The following is a 23,375-nucleotide window of genomic DNA, read 5'->3' on the forward strand; positions in this document are numbered from 1 at the left end:
TTAATTCTCCTTTAGCACATATTCTTCGATAGCCCAGGCGACAGCTTCCTCATCGTTGGTCATAGGAGTTACCACATTTGCGACTTCCTTGACTTCAGGAACAGCGTTTTGCATGGCAACACCGAGTCCTGCCCACTCAATCATAGAAAGGTCATTGGCCTCATCACCACAGGCCATGACTTGGCTTTGGTCGATTCCAAGATGGCTGATTAGTTTAGCCAAACCTGTTGCTTTATGAACATTCTTTGGTGACCACTCTAGCAACATTTCACGTGATTTAAAGATTTCATATTGGTCAAACAATTCTGGAGAAATCTTCTGAATGGCTGCATCCAAGGGTTCTTGAGCAAAGGCAGTCACGCATTTATTGTAGGTCATCTGACTAGACAAGTCTGCAAAGTCCACTGGAACAAAGGTCAATGCTGGATTAAATTTGGCATAAAGACTTTCTTGGTCCGATTGGATTTGATAAACAGTTCCTTCTGAAATGGCATCAAGAGGCAGTGATAATTTCTCTGTTTCCTCATACAAGCGTGCCACATCATCATATGAAAAAACTGTCTTATCAAGGATTTCACCTGTATTTTTCTGAACCAAACCACCATTAAAAGTAATGGTATACTCATCTTCGTGACCGTCAGTCCCTAGCTCATGGAGAAAGAAATCCATAGCTTTTAAGGGACGACCAGTTGTCAATACGACCTTGATACCACGATCACGCGCAGCTTTCAAGGTTGCCTTGGTACGATCCGTCAACCTTTTATCAGTAGTCAGCAAGGTCCCGTCTAAGTCCAATGCAATCAATTTTATATCTGCCATTATAAGCCCTCCATATAAGCTATAACCGACTGGTCCTTATGGTGACCAATCACAGTCTCTGCTAATTCTAAAATTTCTGGTCGTGCATTTTCAGGAGCTACAGGATGTCCCACAACCTGCATCATATGCAAGTCATTTAGATTGTCTCCAAAAGCCATAACCTGATCCATTGTGATGCTAAGTTTTTTAGCCAATTCAACAATGGCCACTCCCTTATCGACATAGTCCAGAACAATATCAATGGATTCAAAGCCAGTTGTCATGGCCTTAACACCAGGGACATTTTCGTTTACCCAAGCTTCCCCAGCTTCTAGCGTTTCTTCTGTGAAGTTGGTTGTAAATTTGAAAATGTCATCTTTAATATCTTCCAGACTCGCTACTTTTTGTATATTTTCATTATAGTGCTGACTCACTTTTAAATAGGTCTCATCAACCGTATCTAGCACATAAGAGCCCTTTTTCCCCGTCAAGAGCAATTTATTGATATCTACATAAGGTGACGTTTTCAGCTTTTCAAAAGTTGATAGATAAAACTCACGAGACATGGTCGCTTCATACAAGTCTTGACCTTGATACTCTACCAAACTGCCATTTTCCGCGATAAAAATGATGTCATCACGAACATCAGCAAATAATTTTTCTAGAGATAAAAATCCTCGCCCCGAAGCTACCGCAAAGTAAATCCCTTTTTTCTTGTAGGAAACCAAGAGAGACTTGAGGCGGTCCATATCAAAGCGTCCATTCCCATCTAGGAAGGTTCCGTCCATATCCGTTGCTACTAGTTTAATTGTCATCCTTCAATACTTTCTAAATCTTTTAACTTCACCGAAACAATTTTTGAGACACCTGATTCTTGCATGGTCACTCCATAGATAGAATCAGCTGCTGCCATGGTTCCTTTACGGTGGGTTACGACGATGAACTGGCTATCCTTGTCAAATCGATTGAGATAATCCCCGAAACGTTTAACATTGGCTTCGTCAAGCGCAGCCTCTACCTCATCCAAGATAACAAATGGAATAGTCTTGACACGAATAATGGAGAAAAGCAAAGCAAGAGCTGATAAGGCTTTTTCACCACCACTCATGAGGTTAAGCGACTGGATTTTCTTACCTGGAGGTTGAACAGAAATCTCAACCCCAGCTGTCAGCAGGTCTCCATCAGTCAAAATCAGGTCCGCCTGACCTCCGCCAAACATTTGCTTGAAGGTCACTTTAAAGGACTCACGAATAGCTTCAAAAGTTGATTTAAAGCGTTCCTTGACCTCATCATTCATCTCTGTAATGGTCTCAAGGAGCAGGTTTTTCGCTGACAAAATGTCATCTCGCTGGCTATTGAGGAAATCCAGACGACTGTGAACTTCTTCGTACTGTTCAATAGCATTCAAATTGACAGGACCCAGTGAGCGAATAGCCTTCTCTAAATCATGCACCTCTTGCTCCGCCAGATTGAGGTTTTCCAATTCATGTGCCTTTTCTAGTGCTTCAGTATAGCTAATCTGATACTGGTCTGTTAATTGACTTTGTAGATGGCGTAAGCGCTCGCTGACCTTTTCTTTCTTAGCTTCAGCACGTGTTTGCTTGCGAATCCACTCTTCATTCTGCTGGCGAGCCTGATCCAAATGACTAGCAATATCATCCAGTTGACCTTCAATATCATCCAACTCAAACTGCTTGCGAATCAAACCTTGTTGGAGATTTGTTTTCTGGTTTTTGGCTTCTTCAGCCTGTTGACTGAGCAATTCTGTATCAACTTTCTCAAGATTGTCAACCTTTTCTTGAAGAAGGCGCTGGATTTCCTCTTGTTCGATATCTAAATTGTCCAATTCTTTGCCTAAACGCTCAATATCAGCTACTTCATAACGTTTTTGTCCTTGCAGTTCAGTCTTAAGCAAGCGAGCCTGCGCTAGCTCTTCCTGCAAGTTTTGATAGCGTTCTTGGATGGCATTTTTGTTAGACTTAATCTCGTCAATCTCAGCTTCCAGATTTTGCTTGTCACTGGCGATTGTAGTAAGGCGCTCTTGGCATTTTTCCTTATCCGCTTGCCAATCTCCCTCAGAAAGACGATTTAATTCCTCTTCTTGGAGTTTCCAAAGAGTTTCCAGTTCATCAACTTGCTGACTGGTCTGCTGATAAGCGAGGGACAAGCCCTGCTCCTGAATACGAGCCTGCTCACCCTGAGATTTGATTGCTTCTAATCTTTCTGTCAATCTAGCCATCTCATCTTGCAAGTTCTTCAAACTCGCTTCATCTGTACGCAAGCTTGCTTCTTCTTTAGCAATTTCTTTTTGCAATTGCTCCAGCTCTGGCTTGATGAAAATACTGTTATTCTGGCGATTAGCACCACCTGCATAGGAACCACCTGTGCGCAATTCTGTTCCGTCCAATGTTACCATACGAACCTGATAACGAACGTGACGAGCTGCTGCACGCGCATGTTCCACGGTATCAAAAATAGCCGTCGTAGCTAGCAAATTCTTAAAAATAGCTTCCAGTCTAGTGTCGAATGTCACCAACTCATCTGCCATCCCAAGGAAACCTGGGCTTGCAGCAATAGCATCTTGATTCTGGCTTGAAATCGTACGTGCCTTGATCGTGGTCAAAGGAAGGAAGGTTGCACGACCGGCTCTGTTTCGTTTGAGGAAATCAATAGCTTTGGTTGCCGCGTTTTCATCTTCTACGATGATATGCTGACTGCTGGCTCCAAGCGCAATCTCTAGAGCAGTTTGATAATGCACATCAAAGGTCAGATGCTCACTGACTGCCCCAATAATCCCACCAAGGCGGTCTTTTTCTTGGAGAACACTCTTAACACCTGCATAAAAGTTACTATGATTTCTCAAGATATTTTCCAAACTTTGGGCTCTAGCCTGTTTGTTCTTGAGATTATCCAGACGGTCAAAGAGTTGACTTTGTTGAACTTGATAGGAAGCTTTCTGCTCCTCTTGTTCCTTGGCAATAGCTTGGTAGTCGGTCAATAATTTCTGAACCTGCTCCTTAGCAGTTTCAAGCTCCGCCTTTTGCTGACTAGCCTTCTCTTTAGCTGTAGCCAGTTGTTCTTTGAGTTTTTCTAGTTGATCTGCTTGTTTTTGAGAAAGCTGACGACTATTTTCCAACTCATTCTCGATACGGGTTAGTTGGTTTGAGACATCCGCTTCTTCTTGTAAAAGAGCTACAAAACGTTCGCGTAAGAGCTCAATCATCTGATCAGGATCATCTGAAAAAGCTAGCAATTCAGCCTCTAAACGATTGAGTTTTTGATTATTTTGGACTAGATTTTCCTCTAAGAGGGCTAAAGAGCTTTCCTTATCAGATTTTTCTTTGCTGAGTGAATTTCTCTTATCCTCCAAAGCAGCCAAACGAGCTTGTGCTTCCTGTTGATTCAGGGCTACTTGCTCAGATTCTAATTTCGATAGGGCTAATTTTCTCTCTAAATCACTAATCAGACTGGTCAAATCCATCAAACTGCCTTGGTCTTTGGTCATTTCAGCCTGTAAATCTTGGCGTTGCTTTTTGAGATTCTGATTTTCTTCTTCTAATTTTTCACGCTTTTGGTAATAACTCGTCAAGAGTTCCTGAACCTGAGCCAACTCTTCTTCTGTCGAGTCTAGTTCAGCCTTATTTTCCTTGATTTGAGCAACTAGCACATCTAAATAAATAGCCTTGCGTTGACCTTCCAAGTCTAAAAACTTACGGGCATTCTCAGCTTGCTTCTCAAGAGGCTTGATTTGATTATCCAACTCGTAGATAATGTCTTCAAGACGATCCAGATTATCCTGAGTTTGTTGCAATTTGCTCTCAGTCTCTTTTCTACGAGTCTTGTATTTCAAAACTCCAGCAGCTTCTTCGAAAATAGCTCGGCGTTCTTCAGGCTTGGAATTAAAAATCTCCTCAACCTTCCCTTGGGAAATGATGGAGAAGGAATCTCGTCCCAAACCTGTATCCAAGAAAAGATCATGAATATCACGCAGACGGACTTTCTTGCCGTCAATCTTGTATTCGCTATCTCCACTACGATAGATATGGCGTTCCACCCTGATTTCTTGACCAGCATCCTTGATAAATCCGTCATGATTATCCAGAATCACAACTACAGAAGCATAATTGAGCGGTTTGCGACTTTCAGTTCCAGCAAAGATGACATCCGGCATCTTGCCACCACGGAGACTCTTAACACTTGACTCCCCCAAGGCCCAACGCAGACTTTCTGTAATATTGGACTTTCCAGATCCATTGGGTCCAACAACTGCCGTCACACCTTGGTCAAAGACGACCTTAGTCTTGTCAGCAAAAGACTTGAATCCCTGAATTTCGATTTCCTTTAAATACATGAATCCAGCCCTTTCTCAACGGCATTTTTGGCAGCTTCCTGCTCTGCTAATTTCTTAGAACGACCTTGACCTTGACCAATGCTCTTACCTTCAACGAGAACTTCTACATCAAAGACCTTATCGTGGGCAGGACCCGTTTCAGAAATCACCTGATAACGAATAGCCACATCCCCATTGACCTGAAGTAACTCTTGGAGATGGGTTTTGTAGTCTGTAATCATCTCAAATTCGCCTGCTTCAACCTTAGGAATCATGACTTGATAGATAAATTCCTTAACCTTGGCCACATCCTTGTCCAAAAGGAGGGCACCAAGAAAGGCTTCAAAGGCATCACCAAGAATGGTATCACGATTGCGCCCACCAGACTTTTCTTCCCCTTTACCAAGTTTGATAAACTGATCAAACTGGCAATCACGCGCAAAACCAGCCAAACTCTCCTCGCGAACAATCATGGCACGGAGTTTGGACAAATCACCCTCAGGCTTTTTAGGATATTTTTTATACAGATATTCTGAAATCAATAACTGTAGAACAGCGTCTCCTAAAAATTCCAAGCGCTCATTGTGTGAAATTTTTAAGAGGCGGTGCTCATTGGCATAACTCGTATGAGTAAAGGCAGTCTCCAGTAAGTTTTTGTCTGCAAATTCGATTGCAAAATGGTTCTTTAGTACAGTTTGTAATTCTTTCATACCAACCTCTTTCTAACTGATAACAGTCCTTTTTATTATATCAAAAAAAGCCCCCTGAGTCACTTTAAAACGGGACTGAAGGGGATTTGGGCATTTTTTAAAATAAGATTTTCATTTTTTGAGTTAAACTTGGGACAGAATAAAGAAAAAAGCCCTACTAAAGGCTTTCTTAGGATGTTTACATCCACCCTGAGGGAATCGAACCCCCATCTCAAGAACCGGAATCTTACGTGATATCCATTACACTAAGGGTGGAAACTTGTTTTATTATAACAGAAATTTGCTCTAATAACAAGTTTTTTTCTAGTGAGATAGCCCGTCTTAGTGGGAAGCATCCCCATTCCAGATGGAGTTTTTCACGATAACATAATCAACGTGTTTAAGGTCAGCAACCTGACGTCCACCTGCATAGGAGATAGCACTTTGAAGGTCTTGTTCCATCTCAGTTAAAGTGTCTTGCAGATGACCTTTGGCAGGAAGCAAGATACGTTTGCCTTCCACATTTTTGTAAGCACCTTTTTGATATTGTGAGGCTGAACCATAATATTCTTTGAACTGTTCACCATCAACTTCAATCGTTTTCCCTGGACTTTCGATGTGTCCTGCAAAGAGGGAACCAATCATGACCATGCTAGCACCGAAGCGGATAGACTTGGCAATATCACCGTGAGTACGAATTCCTCCATCAGAGATAATCGGTTTACGCGCAGCCTTAGCACACCAGCGTAGGGCAGCCAACTGCCAACCACCTGTACCAAAACCAGTCTTGACCTTGGTGATACAAACCTTACCAGGACCGATTCCGACCTTAGTGGCATCCGCACCAGCATTTTCCAATTCACGCACAGCTTCTGGTGTTCCCACATTCCCAGCAATGACAAAGGTATCTGGCAATTCTTTCTTGATGTGTAGAATCATTGAAATCACGCTATCCGCATGACCATGGGCAATATCAATCGTGATGTACTCAGGAGCATCAGCCTTGAGCTGGCTGACAAAATCATACTCATAATCCTTAACACCGACAGAGATAGAAGCAATGAGCCCTTGCTCATGCATGCGTTTAATAAAAGGAATGCGTCCTGCCTCATCAAAACGGTGCATGATGTAAAAGTAGCCACCTTTAGCTAGTTGCTCTGCTACATTTTCATCCAAAATCGTCTGCATATTAGCTGGCACAACAGGTAGTTTAAAGGTGTGATTTCCTAGAGTGACACTTGTATCCGCTTCTGCACGGCTTTTAATCACACATTTATTTGGAATCAATTGAATATCTTCGTAATCAAAAATTGGAAATTCATTTAACATATCAATGTCTCGTTTCTTTTGTAATGACCTACCTATGCTCTCGCATCACTACGCCTTTTCCGACGTTTCCTTAATTAATTATAAACCAAAGTACAGTTTTTGTCAAATAATTTTAGAAATTTAAATATATTGTTCGGATTTTATTGTATAAATAACAAAAGAAAGAGGAGAAATTATTTTCTCCCCACTTCTTCTACATTCTAATAATACTCTCCCTGACGGTAGTCCCATGAGTTAAAGGTATCTGACAGATGCATCATAATCTTATCAATGTCAAGCCCTTTGCGGATTACAACTGGAGCTGGTGAAGTTGAGCGTGCTCCTCCTTGTTCTGGGATGAGTTTGCCGTCTTTATCGACCATAGAGACCATCACGCCTTGCTCGTAGCGAGTTTCAATCGTTTTGTCAGGTTGGATGGATGCAACGTAGTCGTCTGCTTCAATGACAAGGTCCACTGCTCCTTCGATACGTTCTCCGATTCCTTCTGCCTTACCACGGTTTCCTTTTCCAGATGGATTTGCAGATGAGGCGTAGACCATCTTGCCTTCTTCCCAAAGTTTGGCAGCTAATTGTTCACCAGCTTTCCCAAACTTGATAACGAAACAGCTAGTACCACGAACGTCAGTCATCAGTTCTTCACGGCCATCCCCGTATGCTTTCAATTTTTCAAAGGCTTCTGGTTTCCAAGGAAGAATACAACCAAGAAGAATATCTTCATCCCAATGTTTTTGGTAAAAGGCTTCAATTTCTGGGTTAAGTTGTGCTAAAGCACGAAGTTCATCCATGCTACCGCAGAGAACAACACCTGGTTTGTTACGGTTACGCTCTTTGGCTGCGAACTTGCGTTCAAGACCTGCCTTGTCACTGGTCATGATAATGTAACCAACTTTAGTAGGGCAAACGATACAACCGCCCTCACCTTTTAAAATGTCATAGCCTTCTTGTGAAAGTGTTTCGTTCCATTGAATGTGTTTTGTCATAGTTCTATTTCCTTTTCTATTTTTCTAATCCTGCCAATAGGCTGGTCGTTGTTTTTCATATGCAGCTATCAAGTCTTCATACTGCAAGGTAATACCGATATCATCCAAACCATTTAAGAGCTTGTGTTTCCACTCACTATCGATTTCGAAAGTGAATTCTCCAATTGGTGAGATGATTTTTTGTTGTTCCAAGTCCACAGTTACCTGGTCACTTGATTGTAGCTGGGCCAGTTTCTCTCGAACCTCTCTGGGCTGAACAATAGGTAACATGCCATTATTGAGTTCATTATTGTAATGAATATCCCCAAAAGACCCTGCAATCACAACCTTAAAACCATAGTCTGCTAAGGCCCAAGCTGCGTGTTCCCTCGAAGACCCTGCCCCAAAGTTATCCCCTGAAATGAGAATACTGGCTTTGCGATATTCAGGCCGGTTAAAGACAAAGTCAGGATCCTCAGTATAGAGATCATCCAGATAACGCCAAGCATACATGAGGTACTTACCAAAGCCTTTTTTATCAATTAACTTGAGAAACTGCTTGGGTAAGATTTGGTCAGTGTCGATGTTATCATTCATAAGAGGAACAGTCGTTCCCGTATAAACTGTGAATTTTTCCATATCCTCTCCTTATTGGGCCTCTGGCATTAGCCGAACATCTACGAAACGCCCTGCAATAGCTGCCGCAGCTGCCATAGCTGGACTGCAGAGGTGGGTCTTAGCACCAAATCCCTGTCTGTCTTCAAAGTTACGGTTGCTGGTTGAGGCGCAGTGAACGCCATCTGGAACCTTGTCAGGATTCATCCCTAGGCACATAGAGCAACCTGGGTCTCTCCACTCAAAGCCAGCATCCAGAAAGACCTTGTCCAAGCCCAACTTCTCAGCAGCTCGTTTGACAGGACGAGAGCCTGGTACTACAATTGCTGTTAGATTGGGAGCAATCTTCTTCCCTTTGACAAATCGCGCAGCCAGTTGCAAGTCGCTGAGACGAGCATTGGTACAAGAACCGATAAAGATATAACCTAGTTCAATATCTGCTGGCTTTTGACCTGGTTCCAAATCCATATAATTGTAGGCTCGTTCATCATTCATATCCTTAATTTCTGGGAAACTACTGTCAAAGTCAACCCCCATAGCAGGATTGGTGCCCCAGGTCACCATAGGAGCCAAGTCTGAGACATCCATCTGGATAACCTTATCATAAACGGCATCATCATCACTGACAATTGTTTTCCAATCCGCCACAGCCTCTTCAAAGTCCTCTGGAACACATTCTCGTCCCTTGAGATAATCATAGGTGGTTTGGTCCGGATTCATGATTCCCATCTTAGAACCAAACTCGATGGACATATTGCAGATGGTCATTCGCTCTTCCATGCTCAGTGCATCAATCGCTTGTCCCCGATATTCCACCACATAGCCAACACCACAGGCAACGCCGTACTTGGCAATCAAGGCTAGAATGAAATCCTTAGAATAAACTCCTTTTTGAGGAACACCAGTGAATTCTACCAGCATTTTCTTGGGTTTGACCTGCCAGAGGGTCTGTGTCGCGAAGACATGTTCGACCTCACTGGTCCCAATTCCAAAAGCGATCGCTCCGAAAGCCCCGTGGGTTGCTGTGTGGCTATCTCCACAGACGATGAATTTTCCTGGTTGCGTCCTTCCTGTTTCTGGACCTACCATGTGCACGATTCCTTGTTTTTCAGAACCGTGGGCAGCATGTTCGATCCCAAACTCCTCAACATTTTCAGCCAGCTTATCAATTTGAGCCTTAGAAATCACATCTCGAATATCGTAGATATTGACTGTCGGAACATTGTGGTCAAAGGTTCCAAATGTCAAGTCTGGTCGTCTCAATCTGCGTCCTGCATCTCGTAATCCTTGAAAAGCCTGAGGACTGGTCACCTCGTGGATATAGTGCTGGTCCACATACATGAGTTGGGGTTGCCCCTCTTCTCCTGTGATGACATGACGGTCCCATAATTTATCAAAAATCGATTTTCCTGCCATCCATTACCTCCAAATAACATATAAGGCTACTAGTGTAGTCACCATCCCAAGAAACCAAACTGTTTTAAAATACCATTTTCGAGTCTTGTGGTGAAAAGTGATTCCTGCTAGCCAGGCACCAAAACCACCACAAGTAAAGGCTAAAATAAGTAAGATTTTCTCAGGAATGCGCCATGCTCTTCTCCTCGCCTTTGATTTGTCAATACCATAAATCAAGAAAACCATGACATTCCAAATCAAAAGGACTAGAGTAATTTTTTCGTCTAACTTCATAACCTTGCAATAATAGCTTCTGTCATTTCCTTGGTCGAAGCCTGTCCACCTATATCTCTCGTTAAAACGCCAGCTGCCAAACTTGCCTCAACAGCACGCTCGATACGCTCTGCATCCTCATAACGTCCAAAGCTGTCTCTCAGCATCATGGCCACTGATAAAATCATGGAGATAGGATTAGCAATTCCTTGACCAGCAATATCAGGTGCTGAACCGTGAATAGGTTCATAGAGACTTGGTCCATTTTCAGAATGACTGGCTGATGGCATAACTCCAAGTGTGCCAGATAGAACGCTTGATTCATCCGAGAGAATATCTCCAAAAAGATTCTCCGTCACGATGACATCGAACTTAGCAGGATTGGTAATCATAAGCATGGCAGCTGAGTCGACTAGCTGGTGCTCCAAGGTTACATCTGGGAAATCCTGCGCGACTTCCTCAGCTACTTTCCGCCAGAGTTTTGAAGTCGCTAGAACATTTTGCTTATCGATGCTGGTAAGAATTTTTTTCCGACTTCTTGCGATTTCAAAGGCCTTACGAATAATCCGCTCTACTTCCTCATAGCTATAGTCGTTGATATCACGCGCTTTGCGCTCTTCAAGGATATGATCTCCAAAGTAAATCCCGCCTGTCAACTCACGCACCACGACAAAGTCTACACCAGCAATTCGTTCTGGTTTGAGTGGTGACAAATGCTTGAGACTGTCAAAGATTTTTACAGGGCGAATATTAGCGTAAAGATTGAGTTCCTTACGGAGAGCTAGCAAGCCTTGTTCAGGCCGAACCGTTTCACTATCATACTGGGGACTACCGATAGCCGCTAGGAGAATGGCATCTGCTTCACGACATACCTTGAGGGTTTCATCAGGTAAGGGATGCCCTGCAGCATCAATACCTGCACCTCCAAAAGGTCGTTTGTCTATTTCATAGACAAAGCCTGTTTTTTTAGCTAGAGCCTCCAGGACCTCTAAACCAGCCTCCATGATTTCTGGGCCAATTCCGTCCCCTGCTAAAGCTACTATTTTCTTTGTCATAGCCTTCTCCTTTACACACTAGGCATATCGCGGTAAGAAACACTGCGTCCCATCTCACCAGCATTCTCTTTTTGAACAAAGGTATTAGCATTGATGTAGGCAATAGCAGATGCTTTCAGTACATCGAAATCAAGCCCTGCTGCATTAAAGATGGTTTCTGTATCTCTGTTTTCAACAGTGACCAAAACCCGAGCTTGGGCATCAATTCCATCTGTCACAGCGTCAATAGTATAGGACACCAAGCGGACGGATTGGTTAAAGAACTTATCGATAGCGTTAAAGATTGCTTCAACAGAACCTTGCCCTGACGCATTGAAATCAACTTTCTCACCATCCATATTGGCTAGGCTAACGAGTGCTTCAATGTCATTATCTGCATGAGTTTGAAGTTGTAAATCATCAAAGTGGAAGCCTTCTGGATTTTCAACCATGGTTCCAGCTACCAGAGCACGAATATCTGCATCTGTGATTTCTTGTTTCTTGTCGGCCAATGCCTTGAACTTAGCAAAGAGTGGTTTGATATCCTCTTCTGTAAAGTCTAAGGCCAGTTCTCTTAGTTTTTCAACAAAGGCATGGCGACCTGACAATTTTCCAAGTGGGAGGCTGTTACTCTTGACACCGACCAATTCAGGGGTGATGATCTCATAAGTAAGAGGATTTTTAAGGACTCCGTCTTGGTGAATACCAGATTCGTGAGAGAAGGCATTGCCACCAACTACAGCCTTGTTTTTAGGAACTGGAATACCAGAGAAGCGAGAAACCATTTCTGACGTATTGATGGTTTCATTTAAAACAATATCACTAGTTGCTTGGAAGAAATCCTCACGAATCTTCAAAGCAACAGCTACTTCTTCAAGAGCAACATTACCTGCGCGTTCACCGATACCATTAATAGTTCCCTGGACACGTCCAGCACCGTGTTTAATTGCTGTCAAAGTATTTGCAGTTGCCATACCGAGATCATCATGACAGTGGACACCAAAGACAACTTTATGATCTGATTTAATATTTTCAGTCAAGTGATCAAAGATGCGTGCAAACTCTTCTGGAGTCGTAAAGCCAACTGTGTCAGGGATATTTATATAAGATGCACCTGCATCGACCGCTGTTTGAACGACTTGTAATAGGAAATCCAACTCTGTTCTAGTCGCATCCTCTGGAGAGAATTCAACCACTTTAAATTTAGAACGGGCATAGGAAACATGCTCCTTAATAGCTTCTAAAATCTCTTCCTTGCTCTTATTGAGCTTGTACTTGCGGTGAATCGGACTGGTAGCGATAAAGACATGAATCTGTGGATACTTGGCATCCTTAAGCGCCTCATAACAAGCATCAATATCAGATTTTACAGAACGAGCTAATCCTGTCACTGCTGTTTTTTTCATGGCTTTAGCAATTTCTTGAACGGCTATAAATGAATCTGGACTAGCAGCCGGAAAACCAGCTTCAATTACAGAAATTCCCCATTTCTCCAGCTGTCTTGCAATGGAAACTTTTTCCTTTATTGAGAAGTTAACACCAGGTGTTTGTTCCCCATCACGAAGACTTGTATCAAAAAATTCAACTTTACGCATAAGATTTCCCCTTTTCCAAATATGGTTTTAAAAAAACATCTCGCTTAGAAGTCCAAGCGAGATGTTGATTCACTCCCGCTTGGTAAGCCAAACAGGACTAATGCTTTTTGCACTAGCCCGAGTACCTCAACAACAAAGCAAATTGATTAAACTTAGCTGTTTTCATGTTTGACTTTCTCCTTCGTTTGATATCTTGTTTAGTATTTTAGCATAGGCAAAAGCACTTGTCAAGAAAAAATCAAATATTTTCTGAAAATTTCTTCAGTATAGAATATTTAGCTAATTGAAAGTTATTGAAAATCCTTGAAATGTTTCATTTTTTAGAAGTTAAGTTCCAACTTCTTTCTATCAATTCTAGTACTTCTTCATCTGATAAAGTATCATCAAGCGCCACACTAATCCAGTAACGTTTATTCATATGAAAGGCTGGATAAATGCCCTTTTGTGAAAGTAGATCCACTACTTGATCATGTTTGAGGTTGACTGCTTCGACTAAACCTTCTCTACCCTTTTCCAGCTTATCCCAAGGTATTCTCATCAAAACAGCATACCATTTTTTATTGCCTTCATGTCTTAACACTGCCGTATCAGGTGATTTTTCCCACAGATACTCCAACTGATTACCATACTTTTCCTGAATCTGAGCCATGATACGCTTAGTCTGAGGACAGATAAAATCCTGTACCTCAAAACAAGCCTTCCGAATCTGGTAGAGAATCTCCAGACAAGCCTCACGGACATTTCCGACAAAACTTCCTCTCATACTTTCCATATGAACTTGAGGATAGAGGTCTCCCATTTCCTGATCAAAGACCTGAAAACTCACATTATCAGCAGTGATGGACACAGTCATGACAAAGTCACCCTTCAAAATCTGGCAACTATAGGTCCAGACTCCACTATTTTCTACAAAACCATAGGCACGAGCCTTTTCTTGATTAAACTGATAGGATTTAAAAATTTCAAACATAAGTGAAAACTGCTACCAAAAGCTAGCAGTTCCTTTCTATTTTTTTAAAGACAACCTTAGTACCATGCAATTGTGCTACACCCAGCTGGTCGATAAAGGTTTGACGGTTGTCCAAGTCAATCCCCCCACCTGGTAGAATTTCAATCTTACCTTTAGCATGTTCCAAAATTCTGTGATAGTGAGCAAAACGCTTTTCTAGTGAATCGCCAGACACACCTGCACGAGTCAGGATACGAGTGACTCCAGCTTGGCTAAGCCAGTCAATAGCTTCAAACTGGTTTTCATCACTCAATTCATCAAAGGCCATGTGGAAGACAATTTCCATCCCTTTTGATGTCGCAATTAACTTTTCAAGATTAGGCTTATCCAACTTCTTATCAGCAGTCAAAGCCCCAAATACAACCCCTTGACTTCCAGCCTGAGCAGTTAAACGAATGTCTTCTAGCATGATTGCAATTTCTAGTTCATTATAAACAAAGTCGCCACCACGTGGACGAATCATGGTCATGATGGTCGTATCGTAGTTAGCTGCCAATTCAACCGCTGCCTTGGTCACTCCATAGCTGGGCGTTGTCCCACCAACTGCTAGATTGTCACAGAGTTCGATTCGACGAGCTCCAGCCTGCATCGCTTTTTCAAGCAAGGTCACATTTTCAGCACAAAATTCGTAAATCATTTGATTCTCCTTGAAAATTACTTTAAATTTATTATATCATATTGTTGTGAATATGCTTTCAATTTTATCAAGGGAAATAGTTACAAATTTTACTTATTCTTTGTCTGGAATGACCCTGAAGAGATAATAGGTGATAAAGATGGTCAAGGCTCCCAGACCGATTTTGACTGGTAAGAGAGGGGCAAAATAAATGGAAATTCCCATCAAGATGTAGATAGAAACGATGATTTTTTTCTTACGTTCACGCGCAATAGACTTAGTCTCGCGAAAATCAGCTACATATGCTTGATAGAGTTTGGTATGATAAAGCCAATCTTCGAAGCGCTTGGAACTTCTGGAGAAACAAGCAATAGACAGTAAAAGGAAAGGCGTTGTGGGCAACAAAGGTAAAACAACCCCAACAATAGCCAAGGCTAGTGATAAAAAACCAATAATAAGATAAATAATACGCATAACTACTCCTAATTAAAATAATCCTCTTCTAGTTTCGCATAAAATGATGAATTTTGTCAAGTTCCAACCAAAAAGAGCCTGAAATTCACTTTCAGGACTCTCCTCTTATTTAATCTTTTCTTCTTCGTAGTCACCCTTGCTACAAACAACCTGCTTACCACCACCACGGACTTTTTTCTCCATGAGGAAGTTGCCACATTTTGGACAGTCACGACCAACAGGCTTATCCCAAGAGGTAAACTCACAGTCTGGATAGCGATTGCAACCATAGAAAAGGCGGTTACGTTTGGTTTTACGCTCAATGATTTGTCCCTGATGACAACTTGGACACTCAACACCAATCTCTTTCACAATTGCTTGGGTATGACGGCAATCTGGGAAATTGCTACAAGCGTAGAACTTACCAAATCGACCAAGTTTAATAACCATTGGACTGCCACACACTTCACAATCAAATCCAGCTGGTTCATCCTTGATCTGGATTTTTTCCATTTCTTCTTCAGCCTTGGCAACCTCTTTAGAGAAAGGTTTGTAAAAGGCATCAATGACACGTTGCCACTGCTCTTTTCCAACTTCGACATCATCCAGTTTGCCTTCCATTTCAGCTGTGAAGGTCACGTTTACGATATCTGGGAAATATTCAACGATGAGCTTGTTAACAATTTCTCCCAACTCTGTTGGTTCAAAACGTTTGGCTGCAAGGCGAACATAATAACGTTTCTGAATAGTTTCAATGGTCGGTGCGTAGGTTGACGGACGTCCAACCCCATTTTCCTCCAAGGTCTTAATCAATGTCGCTTCAGAATAACGAGCAGGCGGTTGAGTGAAATGTTGCTCTGGTTTGCTATTCACCTGCTTAACCACATCTCCAACAGCCATATCTGGTAACATCTTATTCTTATCAGAATCATTATAAATGGCAAGATAACCATCAAACTTAACCTGACTACCATTGGCAGCAAATTGAACCCCATTTTGAGACAATTTAACAGCCATGGTATCAAAGACAGCAGCTGTCATCTGACTCGCTACAAAACGATTCCAGATAAGGGTATAAAGCTTGAGCTGATCCTTATCCAGATACTTAGCGATGCTTTCAGGTGTATTAAAAACGCTAGACGGGCGAATAGCCTCGTGGGCATCCTGAGCTCCTGAAGCATTTTTGACCTTGCTACCATGCTTAGAATACTTACTACCAAAACGGTCCGTAATGAAGCTTGCTGCCTCATTTTGCGCTACAGGACTGATACGAGTCGAATCGGTACGCATATAGGTAATCAAACCTTGAACACCAGAACCAATATTAATCCCTTCATAAAGCTGTTGGGCAACCATCATAGTCTTTCGAGTACGGAAGTTAATTTTATTGGCAGCGTCCATCTGCATGGATGAAGTGGTATAGGGTAAAGGAGCATTGCGTTTGCGCTCTTTCTTATCTACCTGATCCACTGAAAAATCTTTACTAGTCAGACGAGACAAGACTTCCTTGACCTCATCATTGCTAGTCAGTTTCAGCTTTTTACCATCCACTCCATAGAAGGAAGCCTGAAATTGCTTGGTACCCTTTTTAAAGACACCATCAATTGTCCAATATTCTTCTGGCTGGAAGGCATTAATTTCATTCTCACGGTCAATGATTAACTTAAGCGCAATAGACTGAACGCGACCTGCCGACAAGCCCTTCTTGACCTTCTTCCACAAAATAGGCGAAATCGAATACCCTACCAAACGGTCTAGGACACGACGTGCCTGTTGGGCATCGACCAAGTCCATATCAATCTTACGAGGTTCTTTAAAAGCATTTTTGACCGCATCCTTGGTGATTTCATTGAAGACCACACGGTTGGCATCATTTTCATCTAAGTTGAGAATGTGAGCCAAATGCCAAGAAATCGCTTCTCCTTCACGGTCCGGGTCACTCGCCAGAAAGACTTTATTAGCTTTTTTGGCTTCTTTTTTCAAGTCATTGATAAGAGGTCCTTTTCCTCGGATATTGATATATTGCGGTTCATAATTATTTTCAATATCGACTGACATACTGGATTTCTTCAAATCACGGATATGGCCGACACTGGCTAAAACCTTGTAGTTTCTGCCTAGATATTTCTCAATCGTTTTGGCCTTAGCAGGCGACTCCACGATTACTAGATTTTTTTTAGCTGTTGATTTTTTCTTTTTTGTTGCCGTAGCCACAGTATCACACCTTTTCAAAGTAATAAACTTTATAAAGTGTAAACCATTTTGCCATAACTGTCAAGACTTAGCTACTATAATAGAAGAAAAGTTTATCTAGTAAGCGGACTTTCTTCTTATACTCAATGAAAATTAAAGAGCAAACTAGGAAACTTACCGCAGGTTGCTCAAAGCACTGCTTTGAGGTTGCAGATGAAACTGACGAAGTCAGTAACCATACCTACGGCAAGGTGAAGCTGACGTGGTTTGAAGAGATTTTCGAAGAGTATTAAAATTCAAATTCTGCAAGAACATCCTGCCCACTGGTGACCAATTTTGCCCCTTCTTGAATCAAATGATGGCAACCGTCTGATAGTCCATCTAAAATGCTACCAGGTATAGCAAAAACATCGCGTCCTTCTTCCATTGCCCTCTCACAGGTAATGAGACTACCTGAGCGCATCTTAGCCTCTGCTACAATCACACCTCGACAAAGTCCAGCAATGATGCGATTACGGGCAGGAAAATGAAATTTTAGAGGTTGTTCACCAAGTCCATATTCACTAAGAATCAGATGGTCATTGCCGATGTAGTCTTGCAAACGTTTATTGGCTTTAGGATAAAACACATCCAAACCTGTTCCAATCACTGCAATGGTTTTTCCACCATTCTGAAGAGCTGCCATATGGGCTGCTGTGTCAATGCCCTTGGCTAATCCACTTACGATTACCAGTTCATTTTCCAAGCCTTGAATGACTTTTTCAACTGACTTAGCTCCCTGTTTGCTACAAGCACGACTGCCCACGACCGCTACCTTAGGAAATTTTAAAAGGTCAAGATTTCCCTTGTAAAATAAAAGTACAGGCGCATCATAAATTTCACTCAAATCCCAAGGGTAACAGTCATCTAAAATAGAGAAAGATGGAAATTTTTGAAATTCTTTCTCCAAATGCGAATCGTCTATCTGAAAATAACGTTCCATAAAAACGTCTGGATTTCGGCAACCTGAAATTTCTGCAATGTCACCCAATAAAAGTTCCTGATCGACATTTTCACCGTATTCTAGGACATTCAAAATCTGTTGATTAGTCAAACCTGATTTTTTTAACTTATAGATTTCATAGTTTGTGATTTTCATAAATATCTCCATTTCTTTTTCTAGTCATCTATTTATTCGTAAAAAATCAAAAAAACATCCGACTATTTTAGCCAGATGTTGGAATCTTTAATTTTCGTTTTTAAGAATTTCTTCTAATTTATGATAGTCTTGGACACTATCGATCTCATAGATGCTATTGCCTTCTAGTTCTTCAACATAGACATCTAGCTCTTTGATGTTATCCTTAACCATATTGTCCCAGTAGAGATCAACAAATTCGCCACTTGCATAAGCCTTATCGATAAAGCTGACAATCTTTTCTGCAGTTGGAGCATCCCAGAAGGATACACCACTAAGGATGCGACCTGCCTTGCTATCAACAATAATGTCTTGAACTTTGTAGTCATCGCCATAGACTAAGAACCATTCATTAGTACAATCTTCACGATAGACACTAAAATAAGTCGAACGTGTCAAATCATTGCGGAACATATTTTTAAAGAGATAATTATCGGCATCAATAACATAGCTGTTAGCTAATTCTTCTTTTACAAGATAGAGAGAGTAAAAGTTATTGTAGTCAGCGTATTTATCATTGAAGACGAGGCGAACACCATATTTCTCTTTTAAATAATCGAATTGTTCTTTAAGGTAACCAACGATGATGATGATGTCGTTAATTCCTTTTTCTTTGAGAAACTCAATTTGGTATTCAATCAGGGGTTTTTGATTAACCTGAACCAAGGCTTTAGGGGTATTTTCAGTCATAGGACGCAAGCGAGTTCCCAAGCCCGCTGCTAAGATGATGGCTTTCACACGAATCTCCTTTATTCTTTAATAATAATATAAACTCCAGCAATAACGACAAGTGACGTAATAATTGTCAACATATCTAGCGGTGCACCCAAGAAAACAACTGCAAACAAGACTGTCCATACTACATAGCTCACGTTAAGACCTGTAGCCTTGGCTGGTTGCAAGCGATTGATAGCGATATAATAAGCCAAGTAGGAAATCATATCAAAGGCTGCAAAGACAATCATAAGACCTAACAATTGTCCATTAGCTACTTCTGCAAATGACTGATGAGAGAAGAGCACAATCACAAGATAGGACAAGAATGAAGTCACTTGACGGATTAAGAGGGCTTCGATTTCACTCAATTCACTTTCCATAGCAAAGGAGCTAAGAACACTCTCACTTCCCCATGCAATAGCACAAACCAAAGCACAGAGAATACCAATGTAGAAGGAATTGACCTGTTCAACCTTATAGGTCTGAGCAATAATCCCTGCAATAATCAAGACAATCCCAAACACAGTATTTTTCGAAATCTTGTGCTTCAAAAAGAAGAAAGCCAATAAAACTGAAATCGCAGGATAAATAGCCGATACAGATGAAGCTAAAGAACTACCGATATACTTAACTGCATAAAGATTGGCCTGCATACCGATAGGGCCTGCTAGCAAGGCTCCGATGATCACACTAACATTGCGAATATTTAAGAAAATTGAGAGACGAACTTTTCCTTCTTTTACCAAGAGAAAAGCTAGTAAGATAAAGATACTCAAGAAATCGTGAGCAGCGGCTACCACAAAGGGCGACAAGTCAGTAAAAATTGAAAAGATATAAGCACTAATTGTCAGACCCAACCCCCAGAAAATACCTGAGAGTAGACCAAAAGAAACTCCATTTTTATTTTTCATCTGAACCTCCATAATAGGACAAACCTTTGACAGCTCTTTGGTAACGATTCACACCATAGTCACCAAAATCTGCGCCTTGCTCTTCCTTATAGACTGTCCATAAACTCCAAATAGTATCTTGTAAAATTTTATAGATCGCAATCTTTTCACGAGAGACAGGTGTTTGCTCACTGTCATAGTGAGATAGGAAGGCTTCTTCCTCTTGACGAGTGAATTCAGACTCTAAAAAGAGGGCAGCCAAATCCCACATTGGATCGTTCATTGATGAATATTCCCAGTCAATCAAATAAAGTCGTCCTTGAGGTGATTCGATAAAGTTTTCAGGCACCAAATCGATATGACAAGATTTTCTGTCAACACCTAAGTCAGCCAATCTTTTCTCTAAGGAGAAGACTTCTTCTCGAACAGCTTCATAGTTGGCATACGGGATTTTTTCTTCAATCAAAGATTCGTATTTTTTGATTTCTTCAAAAGGAGCAAATTCTCCTCTTAATTCCTTACCAGAAGCATGAATGGTTTGTAAAATTGGAGCAATTTTATCAAACTTGGTCTTGATTGACGTTGAATCAAGCGTAATCGCAGATTCGATATACTCATTTACTTTGATACCAGCTTCAATATCAAAAAGATAATTTTTTACATCTAAGTCTAAATCCTTTAGTAGTTCAAGATTGTACTTTTCATCTTGACGATTGATCAGCTTTTCTGTCCCTTTACCAAAGAACTTAACGATGTATTGCTTATTTGTTGTTTTGACCAAATAGTTTTGATTGGTCATTCCCCCCAGTTGTTCAACACTGAGGACTTCCTCTTCTTCACTAAGTAGGGAAGAAATTTTCTCTTTAATGATTTTCTCCACAATTAACCTCCAGTTCTTATACTTCCCACTTAAACACGGTTTTAAAGGCTGTGTTTAAATCGGTTGCAAAGACACGGTGAATATCTTTAATTTCTCTTACAGGTTCTTCTAGATAAAGGATATTTTTAAGACGATTGGCAAATTTCTTGACTTCCATCATTTGGATTGCATTTTCAAAATCGATGCGACCAGAACGAGAGGAACCAACTAAGAGCAAGCCCTTTTCTAAGGCATCGCGAGTATTGAGATTGACTTTATATTCGCTAACTCCCATCATGAGAATCGTTCCTTGAGGACGAATATAGCGAATCAAGTCATTAATAGCTGGTCCAGTACCATCACCACCACAACACTCAAAAGCATGGTCAAAGGCCAAATCTTCAGGAATATTATCAGTGATATAGCATTCTTTGGCAAATGAGAAGAGTTCCAACTTTTCCCAATGACGACCAATAACCACAATCTCTGCTTCTGGCAAAGTATAGTTGATAATATTGGCAACCACAAATGCTAAACTTCCATCTCCGATAACGGCGATTCGGTCCCGCTTGCTATGAGCAAGGGTCAATAGACGATTCATAGCGTGCATGCCGACACTGACGAACTCTGTAATGGCTGCAACCGTATCTTCAATAGCATCATAAGCCACCACGCGATCTTTAGGGAGAGAAACAAACTCTCTCATAAAGCCATCAAATCCACTAGACAAGAAATGAGTCCCTGTCATGTAGTTTTCATAGAATTCTTCATCACTCTGCATAGGAGGCTGATTTGGAATCATGACAACTTTTTGCCCAACCTCATAGGTTCCCGTCGGGTCAGAAATAACGGTTCCACATGACTCGTGAATCATTGCCATTGGAAGCTTTTTATTCAAAATCTTTGGATCACGTTTTCCTTGATAGTAACGCTGATCCGCATGACAGACCGCCATATAATTAGGGCGGATGAGGATATGATTCTCTTGGTCAATAGCCTCTTCCTGATATTTGACATTGATAAACTTAGGCTTAGTTAGTTGATAAATTTGATTAATCATTTTACTAGTCTTTCTCAATCATACTTTTTGCAATCTTCAAATCTGTTACGGTTGTAATCTTCAGATTTGAGTATTCACCCTTGGCCAAGGCCACATCTTTTCCTTTAATCACAAAGATTTTACATGCATCTGTCAAGATTTCCTTCTCTTCAGCAGAGAGAGAACCGTAAAGGTCCATGAAGTCCTTGCAACGGAATGTTTGAGGTGTTTGTCCTTGATAAAGGTGAGCACGATTTGGAATATCTGTAATGAATTGACCATTGGTACTTTCAACGATAGTATCAACCGCTTCTACCACTGTGTCCACTGCGTCATGATTTTGCGCAAGTTTGATATTGTCTTGAATCATGCGAAGTGTAATAAATGGACGAACAGAATCGTGGGTAACAACGATATCCTCTGGAGTAAGCGGACGATAAGCATCAATGGCTTCAATGATTTTCTCAATACTTGTATTGCGGTCATCACCACCTTTTGTAATGATGATACGTTCCTTATGAAGAGGAAGATATTTATCTACAAGATCTTCTGCATGAGAAACCCAGTCTCCATGAACCCCAACTACAATTTTTTCAATACTTGGTTCCAAGACAAATTTTTCAATTGTATGAACCAAGATAGGTCGATCACCTAGCTCTAAAAATTGTTTTGGCAAGTTACTGATTCCCATACGTGTGCCAGTTCCACCAGCAAGAATTCCTGCATAAATCATCTATTTTCTCCTTTGTCTTACTAAAAAAACTTATTCTCTCTATTATACCACAATCTAGTCCTATCATGAAAGAAATACCGGCCCTCCCGTTCTAGAATAGGCGGATTAAGCAGTTCTATTATTCAAAGAAACTAGTCCATTTCTAGTAATGACTAGGAATTCTGTAGTCATTACCAATAAATGGCTGTGAAATTTTAGAGTTCTTCAGAATAATATAGTTTTCTTAAAGAAAGCTTAAAATTAAGATTTGAAACTTCAAAGTGATTACTTGACTTACTGCCCTTCATTTCTTATTAGCTAACTTTATGATATAAATACGAATGGGCTCAGGACAAGTCTTTAAAATAAAAAATAACCAACTGCCACAAGAGCTCCAGAACCTAAAAATGCTTTTAGATTTTGCCAAAAATGATTGTTATTCGGAGTTTCAATAGATTGATTGATCTCAGAAAGAGAGACCTTTTTGTAAGAAGACATCGGAATATTCACTTTCTAATCTTGTCTTTGCCTATTTTATTAATGGAGTTTTGAAAATATAATGAAAATAATTTCCTATTTCCAATTTATTCTTATTATATCAAATTTTGAAATGATTCTTAAGGAAAGCATGATAGTTAAAACAAGCAAGAACAGTATTGAAAAAAACCAGCGTTTTCTGACGCTGGTTTTAAA

Annotated in this window: 21 protein-coding genes, 1 tRNA gene and 1 pseudogene; all 23 read right to left on the reverse strand. The window is 40.9% G+C overall.

Going from position 1 to position 23,375, the window contains the following annotated elements; all coding sequences use genetic code 11:
• On the reverse strand, positions 1-819 hold the full coding sequence (locus tag O3664_RS01690) for a Cof-type HAD-IIB family hydrolase (protein WP_000763434.1): 819 nt from the start codon (positions 817-819) through the stop codon (positions 1-3).
• On the reverse strand, positions 819-1,613 hold the full coding sequence (locus tag O3664_RS01695) for a Cof-type HAD-IIB family hydrolase (RefSeq protein WP_261028483.1): 795 nt from the start codon (positions 1,611-1,613) through the stop codon (positions 819-821). The genes O3664_RS01690 and O3664_RS01695 overlap by 1 nt, the downstream gene beginning before the upstream one ends.
• Positions 1,610-5,149, reverse strand: coding sequence for a chromosome segregation protein SMC (smc, locus tag O3664_RS01700; protein WP_371613537.1), 3,540 nt, complete (start codon positions 5,147-5,149; stop codon positions 1,610-1,612). The genes O3664_RS01695 and smc overlap by 4 nt, the downstream gene beginning before the upstream one ends.
• Positions 5,140-5,838, reverse strand: coding sequence for a ribonuclease III (rnc, locus tag O3664_RS01705; protein ID WP_000661487.1), 699 nt, complete (start codon positions 5,836-5,838; stop codon positions 5,140-5,142). Before rnc ends, smc begins: the two co-directional genes overlap by 10 nt.
• A gap of 183 nt (positions 5,839-6,021) precedes the next feature.
• Positions 6,022-6,093 (reverse strand) — tRNA-Arg (locus O3664_RS01710).
• 66 nt (positions 6,094-6,159) lie between these two features.
• On the reverse strand, positions 6,160-7,146 hold the full coding sequence (locus O3664_RS01715) for a GMP reductase (RefSeq protein ID WP_371613538.1): 987 nt from the start codon (positions 7,144-7,146) through the stop codon (positions 6,160-6,162).
• A 200-nt stretch (positions 7,147-7,346) separates the two neighbouring features.
• Entirely contained in the window at positions 7,347-8,126 is a 780-nt protein-coding gene (locus tag O3664_RS01720; RefSeq protein ID WP_371613539.1) for an L-threonylcarbamoyladenylate synthase, read from the reverse strand.
• A gap of 24 nt (positions 8,127-8,150) precedes the next feature.
• Positions 8,151-8,744 carry a 3-isopropylmalate dehydratase small subunit gene (leuD, locus tag O3664_RS01725; protein ID WP_371613540.1) on the reverse strand — a complete coding sequence of 198 codons (594 nt, stop codon included), beginning with the start codon at positions 8,742-8,744 and terminating at the stop codon, positions 8,151-8,153.
• Between the two features lie 9 nt (positions 8,745-8,753).
• Positions 8,754-10,136, reverse strand: a complete 1,383-nt coding sequence (gene leuC / locus O3664_RS01730; protein WP_371613541.1) for a 3-isopropylmalate dehydratase large subunit — start codon at positions 10,134-10,136, stop codon at positions 8,754-8,756.
• Positions 10,137-10,139: 3 nt separating this feature from the next.
• Entirely contained in the window at positions 10,140-10,409 is a 270-nt protein-coding gene (locus O3664_RS01735) for a DUF1294 domain-containing protein (protein WP_023936517.1), read from the reverse strand.
• On the reverse strand, positions 10,406-11,443 hold the full coding sequence (gene leuB / locus O3664_RS01740; protein ID WP_371613542.1) for a 3-isopropylmalate dehydrogenase: 1,038 nt from the start codon (positions 11,441-11,443) through the stop codon (positions 10,406-10,408). The genes O3664_RS01735 and leuB overlap by 4 nt, the downstream gene beginning before the upstream one ends.
• Before the next feature lie 11 nt (positions 11,444-11,454).
• Positions 11,455-13,017: a 2-isopropylmalate synthase gene (locus O3664_RS01745; RefSeq protein ID WP_371613543.1), complete on the reverse strand. Its 1,563-nt coding sequence runs from the start codon at positions 13,015-13,017 to the stop codon at positions 11,455-11,457.
• Positions 13,018-13,330: 313 nt separating this feature from the next.
• Positions 13,331-13,987, reverse strand: coding sequence for an MmcQ/YjbR family DNA-binding protein (locus tag O3664_RS01750; RefSeq protein ID WP_371613544.1), 657 nt, complete (start codon positions 13,985-13,987; stop codon positions 13,331-13,333).
• Between the two features lie 22 nt (positions 13,988-14,009).
• Positions 14,010-14,663 carry a copper homeostasis protein CutC gene (locus O3664_RS01755; protein ID WP_371613545.1) on the reverse strand — a complete coding sequence of 218 codons (654 nt, stop codon included), beginning with the start codon at positions 14,661-14,663 and terminating at the stop codon, positions 14,010-14,012.
• Positions 14,664-14,756: 93 nt separating this feature from the next.
• Positions 14,757-15,116, reverse strand: a complete 360-nt coding sequence (locus tag O3664_RS01760; RefSeq protein ID WP_371613546.1) for a YbaN family protein — start codon at positions 15,114-15,116, stop codon at positions 14,757-14,759.
• 105 nt (positions 15,117-15,221) lie between these two features.
• Entirely contained in the window at positions 15,222-17,309 is a 2,088-nt protein-coding gene (gene topA / locus O3664_RS01765; RefSeq protein ID WP_371613547.1) for a type I DNA topoisomerase, read from the reverse strand.
• A gap of 268 nt (positions 17,310-17,577) precedes the next feature.
• Positions 17,578-18,426 (reverse strand): DNA-processing protein DprA, encoded by an 849-nt coding sequence (dprA, locus tag O3664_RS01770; protein WP_371613548.1) that lies wholly within the window; start codon positions 18,424-18,426, stop codon positions 17,578-17,580.
• An 87-nt stretch (positions 18,427-18,513) separates the two neighbouring features.
• Positions 18,514-19,203, reverse strand: coding sequence for a sugar phosphate nucleotidyltransferase (locus O3664_RS01775; protein ID WP_000643965.1), 690 nt, complete (start codon positions 19,201-19,203; stop codon positions 18,514-18,516).
• Positions 19,204-19,214: 11 nt separating this feature from the next.
• Positions 19,215-20,093 carry a DMT family transporter gene (locus tag O3664_RS01780; RefSeq protein WP_000791828.1) on the reverse strand — a complete coding sequence of 293 codons (879 nt, stop codon included), beginning with the start codon at positions 20,091-20,093 and terminating at the stop codon, positions 19,215-19,217.
• A complete protein-coding gene (gene licA, locus O3664_RS01785; protein ID WP_020902791.1) occupies positions 20,083-20,952 on the reverse strand; it encodes a choline kinase LicA in 870 nt (289 codons plus the stop codon). Before licA ends, O3664_RS01780 begins: the two co-directional genes overlap by 11 nt.
• 16 nt (positions 20,953-20,968) lie before the next feature.
• On the reverse strand, positions 20,969-21,991 hold the full coding sequence (locus O3664_RS01790) for a ribitol-5-phosphate dehydrogenase (protein ID WP_000609877.1): 1,023 nt from the start codon (positions 21,989-21,991) through the stop codon (positions 20,969-20,971).
• A gap of 4 nt (positions 21,992-21,995) precedes the next feature.
• The gene (locus O3664_RS01795) at positions 21,996-22,703 is read right to left on the reverse strand and encodes a 2-C-methyl-D-erythritol 4-phosphate cytidylyltransferase (RefSeq protein ID WP_371613549.1); all 708 of its coding nucleotides are present in this window, start codon (positions 22,701-22,703) and stop codon (positions 21,996-21,998) included.
• 351 nt (positions 22,704-23,054) lie between these two features.
• Positions 23,055-23,180, reverse strand: a pseudogene (locus O3664_RS01800) (divalent metal cation transporter); the annotation flags it as partial.
• Positions 23,181-23,375: the final 195 nt, after the last annotated feature.

It is taken from the genome of Streptococcus sp. 27098_8_109 (genome assembly GCF_041432295.1).
Taxonomy (GTDB): Bacteria; Bacillota; Bacilli; order Lactobacillales; family Streptococcaceae; genus Streptococcus.

What these genes read in the sequence shown, in the direction of transcription:
- smc (WP_371613537.1), bottom strand. Translation starts at nt 5,149, where the DNA reads ATGTATTTAAAGGAAATCGAAATTCAGGGATTCAAGTCTTTTGCTGAC.
- O3664_RS01720 (WP_371613539.1), bottom strand. Translation starts at nt 8,126, where the DNA reads ATGACAAAACACATTCAATGGAACGAAACACTTTCACAAGAAGGCTAT.
- O3664_RS01695 (WP_261028483.1), bottom strand. Translation starts at nt 1,613, where the DNA reads ATGACAATTAAACTAGTAGCAACGGATATGGACGGAACCTTCCTAGAT.
- O3664_RS01780 (WP_000791828.1), bottom strand. Translation starts at nt 20,093, where the DNA reads ATGAAAAATAAAAATGGAGTTTCTTTTGGTCTACTCTCAGGTATTTTC.
- rnc (WP_000661487.1), bottom strand. Translation starts at nt 5,838, where the DNA reads ATGAAAGAATTACAAACTGTACTAAAGAACCATTTTGCAATCGAATTT.
- O3664_RS01735 (WP_023936517.1), bottom strand. Translation starts at nt 10,409, where the DNA reads ATGAAGTTAGACGAAAAAATTACTCTAGTCCTTTTGATTTGGAATGTC.
- O3664_RS01750 (WP_371613544.1), bottom strand. Translation starts at nt 13,987, where the DNA reads ATGTTTGAAATTTTTAAATCCTATCAGTTTAATCAAGAAAAGGCTCGT.
- O3664_RS01755 (WP_371613545.1), bottom strand. Translation starts at nt 14,663, where the DNA reads ATGATTTACGAATTTTGTGCTGAAAATGTGACCTTGCTTGAAAAAGCG.
- O3664_RS01790 (WP_000609877.1), bottom strand. Translation starts at nt 21,991, where the DNA reads ATGATTAATCAAATTTATCAACTAACTAAGCCTAAGTTTATCAATGTC.
- O3664_RS01760 (WP_371613546.1), bottom strand. Translation starts at nt 15,116, where the DNA reads ATGCGTATTATTTATCTTATTATTGGTTTTTTATCACTAGCCTTGGCT.
- dprA (WP_371613548.1), bottom strand. Translation starts at nt 18,426, where the DNA reads ATGAAAATCACAAACTATGAAATCTATAAGTTAAAAAAATCAGGTTTG.
- O3664_RS01745 (WP_371613543.1), bottom strand. Translation starts at nt 13,017, where the DNA reads ATGCGTAAAGTTGAATTTTTTGATACAAGTCTTCGTGATGGGGAACAA.
- leuD (WP_371613540.1), bottom strand. Translation starts at nt 8,744, where the DNA reads ATGGAAAAATTCACAGTTTATACGGGAACGACTGTTCCTCTTATGAAT.
- O3664_RS01690 (WP_000763434.1), bottom strand. Translation starts at nt 819, where the DNA reads ATGGCAGATATAAAATTGATTGCATTGGACTTAGACGGGACCTTGCTG.
- O3664_RS01715 (WP_371613538.1), bottom strand. Translation starts at nt 7,146, where the DNA reads ATGTTAAATGAATTTCCAATTTTTGATTACGAAGATATTCAATTGATT.
- leuC (WP_371613541.1), bottom strand. Translation starts at nt 10,136, where the DNA reads ATGGCAGGAAAATCGATTTTTGATAAATTATGGGACCGTCATGTCATC.
- leuB (WP_371613542.1), bottom strand. Translation starts at nt 11,443, where the DNA reads ATGACAAAGAAAATAGTAGCTTTAGCAGGGGACGGAATTGGCCCAGAA.
- O3664_RS01795 (WP_371613549.1), bottom strand. Translation starts at nt 22,703, where the DNA reads ATGATTTATGCAGGAATTCTTGCTGGTGGAACTGGCACACGTATGGGA.